Raw genomic sequence first — 8,302 nt, 5'->3', positions numbered from 1 at the left:
GCCTTGCCGTGGCAGCGCTTCGAACACGCGCATCCCAACGATTTGTGGCAGATGGACTTCAAGGGCTGCATCGAACTCGACAGTGGGACGCGCTGCGCGCCGTTCACCGTGCTGGACGATCACTCGCGCTTCGATCTGGCGCTCGATGCTTGCGGCAGCACGCCCACGCGGGTGGTGCGCGAGCACTTGCGCCGTGTTGAAACCGTTCGTCTTTACCGTTGGTCTGCGGGTGCCGGGGGCGGCTGTACGAGATCCGGATGCCAAGGCGCATCAGCCAGATCGCCAGCGCAGTCAAAAAGTCTCAAGCGCGCTGGCGAACCTGCCGATCGCCCTGCGGGCGTGTCCGGACACCGACGGCTGCTATGACGTGTACTTCCTTCATCATCGAATCGATACCGTCGACTTGAAAGAGCGCAGCAGGAGCAGTTGACTGTGTTACCTATGTCCTGACACACCTGTTACCCATGTCTCCGGTCTATACACAGCAGCAAAGAAAGTGACCCCCGCCCCGGGGAGGGGCAGCGCCAATAGACCGACGCGAGAATAAGTTCCCCGAAAGAACGAAAGAAAGACCGCCCCAAGCGCTACCGCGTAGGTCCGCAACCTCGCCCCGGCAAAGGGCAACCCCAACGACCGAACCCAAACCAACGCCCATCGGGGAAAGAGAAGCCCTTAAGCAAAAGTATCCACAAGCCCCACGGTCCGCCGAACGACCGCAGAAACGCCCCCGCCAGCGGCCTCGAGACCACCGCCACCGCCAACACCCCGCCCTCCGCGAGAGGAAGAAGAAGCCCCGCCCTGACCATCCCCCTGGGACTGACGCCCAAACGCCGACCCATCCGAGACACTCGTGCTCCCGAGACTGATGCCATTGGCTTCCATCGCCTCGCGAAGCTTCGGCATCGCAGCTTCCACCGCCTCACGCACCTGCGCATGCTGCGACACGAACAGCGCGTGCGCATGATTGTCGGCGACCTGAAGCGTCACCTGCAGCGGTCCGAGATCCTTCGGATTCAACGTGAGCTCCGCGCTCTGCTGATCCGACTTCGACACGAACACGACCTTCTGGCTGAACGCATCGTCCCAGCCGGATGCGCCCACGTGCGGCGCAATCGCCGCGCTCGTCGCCGACGTCATCGCGCCTTGCGGGCTCGATACGCCCGCATTCGCCGATGCCGCCTGCAACGCGACCGCATGCGCCGCCGCATCGGCGGACTGCTTGTACGCGGCGCTCGCGCCGTCGCCGGCCGGCGTCAGCGCGTCCTGCGCCGTGGCAAGCGCGGCGGCGTTCGTCTGCGCCGCGCTCGCAGCCGCGTTCTTCGCATCGCCCGATGCGCCGTTCGTCAACGCGATGCCGCGCGCGCCCTTCGCGCCCGCGCCGAGCAAGGCGCCCTGCGTTTCGCTCGTCGTCCCGTCCGTCGCCTTGGCGCCGTTTGAGCCATTCGCGCCGTTCGCGGCATTCCCGCCGGCATGCGCAGCCGCAGCCACGGCAGCCGCATTGGCCGGCGTGCCGTTCATCGCCGCAAGCGCGGCTTGCAGCGCATCCTGAGCCGGGTTCGCGTCGGCGCTCTTCTTCGCGTCGCCGGTCGCGGATGCGTCGCCGTCCGCCGATGCCGCCGTGGCCGCGCCAGTCGCCGCATCGGTGAGCGCGGCGAGGCTGGTGTCATCGGCATCCGCATCCGACGCGTCGGCGGCGTCGGCGCGCGCCTTCGCTTCGGCGGCCGCTTTCGCAGCGGCATCGGCTGCATTCGCAGGCTTCGCGTTCGCGTTGGCGCTCGCGGCCGGCTTCGACGCGTCCGCGCCGTCGCTCTTGTCCGCATGTTTCGGCGCGTCGTGCGTCGCGTCGGTCTTGCCGTTCGCGTCCGCCGATGTCGACGCCTGCGCGTCATCGCTCTTGCCGGCGTTCGCGCTGTCGTCGGGCTTCGGGGCGTCGTGCACGCTCGACTTGTCGCCGGACGTGAGTGCCTTCGCCGCGAGGGCGTCCGCGTTCGCGCGGTCGGTGATGCCTTGCAGCGTCAGCCCGAACGAAACGCCCGCGCTCGCCGCGCGCTTGGCCGTCGATGCGCTCGACGAGCTCGCGCCCGTGAGCGCGCCGATGGTTGAAACGGAGGACATGTTCGACCTCTTAAATCCTGAAATAAACTACACGCGGCGCTCGCTGCCATGACAGCAGCGCCGCTAAAAATCCGTCAGGCGCGCTCGGCTCGCATGCGCAGCACTTTCGCCGCGTGCTCGTCCGCTTCGCGCTGTTCGACACGCGCCGCCTTGCGCGCGAGAACCGCTTCGCCCCGTGCAGCCAGCACTTCGTAGCTGCCGACCTTCTGCTTCTTGAGCCGCCACTCCGGCTTTGCCGCCTCGATGCGCTGGTCGGCCGTCACGAGCAGCATGCGCTGCTGCGCGATGGCCGAATCCAGCGTATCGACGAACGCCTGGAAGTTGCGCAGCGTCTGCGCCGTCGTGCCTTGCTGGGCAGATGCCGTGAAGCGCGCGTGATACTCGTCGCGGTAGGCAACGAGCGATTCGAGCTGTTTCTCGGCCTCGTTGCGTTCCTGCTGCAACTTCCCGAGCTTCTTGGTGGCGGCGTCGAGCTCTTCTTGCGCGAGTTCGATGAGCGTGTTGATCGGCAGATTCTTGGACATGACGTGGCGGTTCCTGTGGTCTTCAGGGCTCTACGTGTTCTTATGACGAATGGCTCGAATACTAGTCGAAAAGCTGATGCAACAAATCAAGACTCGGTTCGAAATTTGCCTGCTCACGAAAACCTTGCTGTAAAAACGACTCCATCCGCGGATACAGCGCAATCGCGCGGTCGAGCAGCGCGTCGCGGCCGCTCGAATACGCGCCCACGTTGATGAGGTCGCGGTTGCGCTGGTAGCGCGACAGCATCTGCTTGAAAAGACGCACGCGTTCCAGATGCTTGTCGTCGATGAGCGAAGTCATCGCGCGGCTGATGGACTGCTCGATGTCGATGGCCGGGTAATGCCCCGCCTCCGCCAGCGACCGGTTCAGCACGATATGGCCGTCCAGAATGGCCCGCGCCGAGTCGGCGATCGGGTCTTGCTGGTCGTCGCCTTCGGTCAGCACCGTATAGAACGCGGTGATGGAACCGCCGCCTTCCGGCCCGTTGCCGGTACGCTCGACGAGCGCCGGCAGCTTGGCGAACACCGAAGGCGGATAGCCCTTGGTCGCAGGCGGCTCGCCGATCGCGAGCGCGATCTCGCGCTGCGCCATCGCGTAGCGCGTGAGCGAATCCATCAGCATCAGCACATGCTTGCCCTGATCGCGGAAATATTCGGCGAGCGAGGTCGTGTACGCGGCGGCCTGCATCCGCAGCACCGGCGACACGTCCGCAGGCGCGGCCACGACGACCGAGCGCGCGAGACCGTCCTCGCCCAGAATCTGCTCGATGAACTCCTTCACTTCGCGGCCACGTTCGCCGATCAGCCCGATCACGATCACTTCCGCGCTCGTATAACGCGCCATCGTGCCGAGCAGCACCGACTTACCGACGCCGGAACCCGCGAACAAGCCCATGCGCTGGCCGCGCCCGACCGTGAGCAGCGAGTTGATCGCGCGCACGCCCACGTCGAGCACCTTGTGAATCGGCTCGCGGTTCAGCGGATTGATGACCGGCGCGGCGAGCGGCGCATCGACCTTCGCGCCGAGCGGGCCGAGCCCGTCGAGCGGACGGCCGGACGCATCGACCACGCGGCCGAGCATTTCCCAGCCGACCGGCAGACGCTTCGCGCCCGCCATCGGATCGTTGATCGGCGCGCTTTCCAGCGGATACACGCGCGCGCCGGGCAAGAGGCCGCTCATTTCGGTGGTCGGCATCAGAAACAGCTTGTCGCCCGCGAAGCCGACGACTTCCGCTTCCGCCGTCGGGATCGCGCTGCCGGGCGGCAGTTCGATCATGCATTCGGAGCCCACGCCCATCTTGAGGCCGACCGCTTCGAGCACGAGGCCGGCGGCGCGCGTGAGGCGCCCGCACGGACGCAGCGGCTTCGCGATGGCGTTGCGCGACCTCAGCGCGTCGAGCTTGTCGCGCCACGCGTCGATGTGGGGATTGCCCGCGAGCTTCGCCAGTTCGGCGATGGTGTGCGCGGCGTACGCGTCCGGCGCGGCGTCGCTTGCGGCTTCTTCGCTCGCGAGCGGCCCGAACGACGCCCGCGCGATTTCCTGTTCCAGCGCGGACAACCCGTCCTGCGTGATGCGATGGTTCACCACGGCTTGTTCCTCCCGAGCGCAGCGGCGACGCGTTCCCAGCGCGACGCGTTGGTCGCGTCGATCTCGCCGGTCGCGGCGTGCGCCTTGCAGCCGCCGCGTTCAATGGCCGGGTCCGGACGCACCGTCCAGCCCGCCGATTCCAGTTCATCCTTCAGATACGAATCGACGATCGGCAGGTCGGCCGGGCTCACGATCAGCGTCGGCGCGCCCGACAGTTCCGGCTCGGCCGCGATCACTTCACGGGCGACGGCGACGAGCGCGGTCGGATCGAGCGCCAGATGCTGACGCACGACCTGCTGCGCGATATCGACGGCCAGCCCGGCCAGCGTTTCCGCGATGGCGGCGTCGGCGGCCTGAAGCGCGGTCTTGAACGCATCGGCGATCTGCGCGAGTTGCGCCGCCTGCGCGAGCGCTTCCTTGCGGCCGTCCTCGAAACCCTTCGCGTGGCCTTGCTCGAAGCCCGCCTGATAGCCGAGCGCCTGACCGGCGACGTGCCCCTTGGCGACGCCGTGCGCGTGCGCGTCTTCTTCGATGCGGCGCAGATGCGCTTCGAGCGCCGCCTGTTCCGCCGCGCTGTTGTCGACGGTGACGGGATCGAACGACGCCATCTCCCAGCGTTGATACGCGGAGACGGGCGCCTTCTCGCCCCGGTTCTGGGTGGCGGCGTCAGACATACGCGTCCTCCGCCTTGCCGCCTAGCTGAATCTGGCCGTTTTCCGCCAGATTGCGGACGATCTGCAGAATCTTGCGCTGTTGCTGCTCGACTTCCGACACGCGCACCGGACCGCGCGAATCGAGGTCTTCGGCGAGCAGTTCGGCCGCGCGCTGCGACATGTTCGAGAGGAACTTCTGGCGCAGCGCGGGCTGCGCGCCCTTCAGCGACACGATCAGCGTTTCCGATTCCACTTCCTTCAGCAGCAACTGGATCGCGCGGTCTTCCAGGTCGAGCAGGTTCTCGAACACGAACATCTGGTCGATGATCTTTTGCGCCAGTTCCGCGTCGTACTCGCGCACGTTCGAAAGCACGCCTTCTTCGTGATTGCTCGACATGAAGTTGAGAATCTCCGCCGCCGTGCGAATGCCGCCCATCGGCGCGCGCTTCAGGTTGTCGCTGCCGGAAAGCAGCGTCGTCAGCACGTCGTCGAGTTCGCGCAGCGCGGCCGGCTGAATGCCGTCGAGCGTCGCAATGCGCAGGAGCACGTCGTTGCGCAGGCGGTCGTTTAGCAGCGACACGATTTCCGACGCCTGATCGCGGTCCAGGTGCACGAGAATCGTCGCGATGATCTGCGGATGCTCGTTCTTGATGAGTTCCGCGACCGCGCCCGAGTCCATCCACTTGAGGCCTTCGATACCGCTCGTATCGCTGCCTTGCAGAATGCGGTCGATGAGCGCGCCGGCCTTGGTCTCGCCGAGCGCCTTCGTCAGCACCGAGCGAATGTACTCGCTCGAATCCAGCGAAAGCGCCGTGTGCTTTTCGGCTTCGCCGACGAATTCGGTCAGCACGTTGTCGAGCTGCTCGCGCGTCACGTTCTTGAGCGCCGCCATCGTGGCGCCGATCTTCTGCACCTCGCGCGGGGCGAGATACTTGAAAACTTCGGCGGCTTCTTCCTCTCCGATCGACATCAGGAGGAGCGCGGCTTTATTGAGACCTTCAGCGTTCATCGGACACCCAGTTCTTCACGACCGTCGCAACGATTCTCGGATCCTGCCGCGCGACCATTCGCGCGTAGTCGAGATTTCGATCGAATTTGGCCTTGTTGCTTTCATGACCGAGGAGGCTGACCTCGGCATCCTTGTCTTCGTCCTGCTTCGCTTCGCCGCTAATCGTCGGACCGTCCAGCAGCGAGAGTTCGTCGGCTGCGGCGAGCGCGGGCGCTTCTTCCGGCGGCGGCGGGAACGCGCGGCGCATTGCGGGCTTCACCATGCTGAAGTACAGGAACAGCGCGACGATGCCGATACCCACGTACTTCGCGAGCGAGATGCCGCGCGCAATCATGTCCGGCGTGCGCCACCACGGCACGGCAGGCGTCAGGTCCGAATCCGACGAGAACGCGCTGTTCACCACGTTGACCGAATCGCCGCGCTTCTCGTCGAAGCCCATCGCGTCCTTCACGAGCTGCTGCACTTGCGCGAGCTTGTCGGCGGCGAGCGGCTTCATCGTGACGTTGCCCTTCGCATCGACCTGGCGCTCGTAGTTGACGACCACCGCCACGGACAGACGCTTGATGCCGCCCGTCGCCTGCTCGTAGTGGCGCACGGTGCGATCCACTTCGTAGTTCGTCGTCGTGTCCTTGCGCAGATTGGTCGGCGTGGAACGCGTGGCGGTCGTGCCCGACGCGGCGGCGTCGATCGGCGCGGACGCCGGCTGCGGCGGCTGGTTCGAGAGCGCGCCCGGCACGCCCGAGGCGCCGCTGCCCGACGTTTCGCTCGATTCGCTCGACTGCTGGCTGCGGATCGCCGTGTTCTGCGGGTTGGCGTTCGGGCCGTAGCTTTCGGCGGTCTGCTCGAGCTTCGAGAAGTCGATGTCGGCGCTCACTTGCGAACGCGCATTGCCCGCGCCGAAGAGCGGCGAAAGAATGGCGTCGATGCGCTTTTGCGTGTTGTGCTCGATCTGCTGCACGTACTTGAGTTGCGACGCGTCCAGGCCGTTGACGGCGCTCTGGCTCGTGAGCAGGTTGCCGTCCTGATCGACGATATTCACGTTCTTGACCGGCATGTCCGGCACGCCCGATGCCACCATGTGCGCGATCGCGAGCACTTGGCCTTCGTCGAGCACGCGGCCGGGGTAAAGGTTCACCATCACGGAAGCGGTCGGCAGTTCCTTGTCGCGCACGAACACGCTCGGCTTCGGAATGGCGAGATGCACGCGCGCCGACTTCACCGACGAAATGGAACCAATGGTGCGCTCCAGCTCGCCTTCGAGCGCGCGCTGGTAATTGATCTGCTCGGCGAACTGGCTGATGCCGAACTTCTGGTTGTCCATCAGTTCGAAGCCGACCGAGCCGTTCTTCGGCAGACCCTGGCTCGCGAGACGCAGACGCGTTTCGTGAACCTGCTCGGCCGGCACGAGAATGGCGCCGCCGCCGTCGGACAGCTTGTAGGGAATGTTGCCCTGCTGAAGCGCGGCAACGATCGCGCCGCCGTCGCGATCCGACAGATTGCTGAACAGCACGCGGTAGTCCGGCTGGCGCGACCACATCACGAGACCGGCGACGACCATCGCCAGAATCGCGACGGCGACGATCAGCGGCACGCGCGGGTTCGAGCGAAACTGCGAAAGCATTGGCACCCGCTGCGCGAAACCGCCGGCGGAAAGGCCCGCGCCCGCTGCGGGCGCGCCTGCCGCGCCCGGCTGCGCACCCGCCAGGCCCATTCTGGCGTCGGGCGTGATCAATGAGTTGTTGGGCGTTTCCATTAGCGTCGAAGCTCCGAATCTTGGCTTCTTCCCGCGCCGCAGTGTCGTCCGCGGTTGGGGAAGTCTTTTCACGAGATGGATTATCCGCACTACCTTGCAAGTCGATTCGGTGAATAGAGCGGGGTTTTCCCCGTTCTTCGTACGCTTCGAAACGGGGTCCGCTGCTAATCTTTTTCATACCCGGACGAGCCATTTTTTACCGGCCCGTCCGAGCCGGCCAGACGCCGGCAATTCCACGGTCCTGCATCAATTTGCTGTCACACGGAGTCAATATGAACTTTCCGATCAATCCGCTTTCCGCCGCGATGAGCGCCATTCAGTCGATGTCGGCGCAGGCCGCCGGCGGCGCGGGCAGCGCGGCCACGGTGGCGTCCGGCGCGGTGACCGGACAAAGCGCGGGTTCGGGCGCGGCGACCGCGGGCAGCTTCGCGGACGCGCTCAAGTCGTCCATCGACAAGATCAGCGCCAACCAGACGACCGCGCTCAACGAGGCGCATGCATTCGAAGTCGGCGCGCCGAACGTTTCGCTCAACGACGTGATGGTGGACATGCAGAAAGCCAACGTCGGCCTTCAGTTCGGCTTGCAGGTGCGCAACAAGCTCGTGAGCGCGTACAACGACATCATGCAGATCTCCGTCTAACGCCCGGCGAGCGCCGCCG

At 65.7% G+C, this 8,302-nt stretch carries 7 protein-coding genes and 2 pseudogenes; 2 read left to right on the top strand and 7 right to left on the bottom strand.

Annotated elements, in window-relative coordinates; all coding sequences use genetic code 11:
• Nucleotides 1–153: pseudogene (locus NCR34_RS13430) on the top strand (IS481 family transposase); the annotation flags it as partial.
• A gap of 28 nt (nt 154–181) precedes the next feature.
• Here NCR34_RS13430 and NCR34_RS28350 read toward each other — a convergent pair.
• From NCR34_RS28350 to fliF, 7 genes and pseudogenes are all read right to left on the bottom strand, one after another.
• Nucleotides 182–295: pseudogene (locus NCR34_RS28350) on the bottom strand (IS481 family transposase); the annotation flags it as partial.
• Between the two features lie 377 nt (nt 296–672).
• On the bottom strand, nt 673–2,115 hold the full coding sequence (locus NCR34_RS13425) for a flagellar hook-length control protein FliK (RefSeq protein WP_248320703.1): 1,443 nt from the start codon (nt 2,113–2,115) through the stop codon (nt 673–675).
• A 74-nt stretch (nt 2,116–2,189) separates the two neighbouring features.
• Nucleotides 2,190–2,639 (bottom strand): flagellar export protein FliJ, encoded by a 450-nt coding sequence (gene fliJ / locus NCR34_RS13420; protein ID WP_175938533.1) that lies wholly within the window; start codon nt 2,637–2,639, stop codon nt 2,190–2,192.
• 61 nt (nt 2,640–2,700) lie between these two features.
• Nucleotides 2,701–4,227 (bottom strand): flagellar protein export ATPase FliI, encoded by a 1,527-nt coding sequence (gene fliI / locus NCR34_RS13415; RefSeq protein WP_248320702.1) that lies wholly within the window; start codon nt 4,225–4,227, stop codon nt 2,701–2,703.
• Nucleotides 4,221–4,901, bottom strand: a complete 681-nt coding sequence (gene fliH, locus NCR34_RS13410; protein WP_175938529.1) for a flagellar assembly protein FliH — start codon at nt 4,899–4,901, stop codon at nt 4,221–4,223. The genes fliI and fliH overlap by 7 nt, the downstream gene beginning before the upstream one ends.
• Nucleotides 4,894–5,889 carry a flagellar motor switch protein FliG gene (gene fliG / locus NCR34_RS13405; RefSeq protein WP_248320701.1) on the bottom strand — a complete coding sequence of 332 codons (996 nt, stop codon included), beginning with the start codon at nt 5,887–5,889 and terminating at the stop codon, nt 4,894–4,896. Before fliG ends, fliH begins: the two co-directional genes overlap by 8 nt.
• On the bottom strand, nt 5,879–7,642 hold the full coding sequence (gene fliF, locus NCR34_RS13400; RefSeq protein ID WP_248320700.1) for a flagellar basal-body MS-ring/collar protein FliF: 1,764 nt from the start codon (nt 7,640–7,642) through the stop codon (nt 5,879–5,881). The genes fliG and fliF overlap by 11 nt, the downstream gene beginning before the upstream one ends.
• A 272-nt stretch (nt 7,643–7,914) precedes the next feature.
• Between fliF and fliE the strand changes: the two genes are divergently transcribed.
• Complete coding sequence (gene fliE, locus NCR34_RS13395) at nt 7,915–8,283, top strand: flagellar hook-basal body complex protein FliE (protein WP_248320699.1); 369 nt, start codon at nt 7,915–7,917, stop codon at nt 8,281–8,283.
• Nucleotides 8,284–8,302 lie beyond the last annotated feature (19 nt).

Source organism: Caballeronia sp. GAWG1-5s-s (assembly GCF_023631445.1).
GTDB lineage: Bacteria > Pseudomonadota > Gammaproteobacteria > Burkholderiales > Burkholderiaceae > Caballeronia.
Note: the sequence above shows the minus strand (reverse complement) of the source record. Positions and strands in the feature narration are given on the sequence as shown.

Bases quoted from the DNA above. Each gene is read 5' to 3' on its own strand.
- NCR34_RS13425 (WP_248320703.1), bottom strand. From the start codon at position 2,115: ATGTCCTCCGTTTCAACCATCGGCGCGCTCACGGGCGCGAGCTCGTCG.
- fliJ (WP_175938533.1), bottom strand. From the start codon at position 2,639: ATGTCCAAGAATCTGCCGATCAACACGCTCATCGAACTCGCGCAAGAA.
- fliH (WP_175938529.1), bottom strand. From the start codon at position 4,901: ATGTCTGACGCCGCCACCCAGAACCGGGGCGAGAAGGCGCCCGTCTCC.
- fliG (WP_248320701.1), bottom strand. From the start codon at position 5,889: ATGAACGCTGAAGGTCTCAATAAAGCCGCGCTCCTCCTGATGTCGATC.
- fliF (WP_248320700.1), bottom strand. From the start codon at position 7,642: ATGGAAACGCCCAACAACTCATTGATCACGCCCGACGCCAGAATGGGC.
- fliE (WP_248320699.1), top strand. From the start codon at position 7,915: ATGAACTTTCCGATCAATCCGCTTTCCGCCGCGATGAGCGCCATTCAG.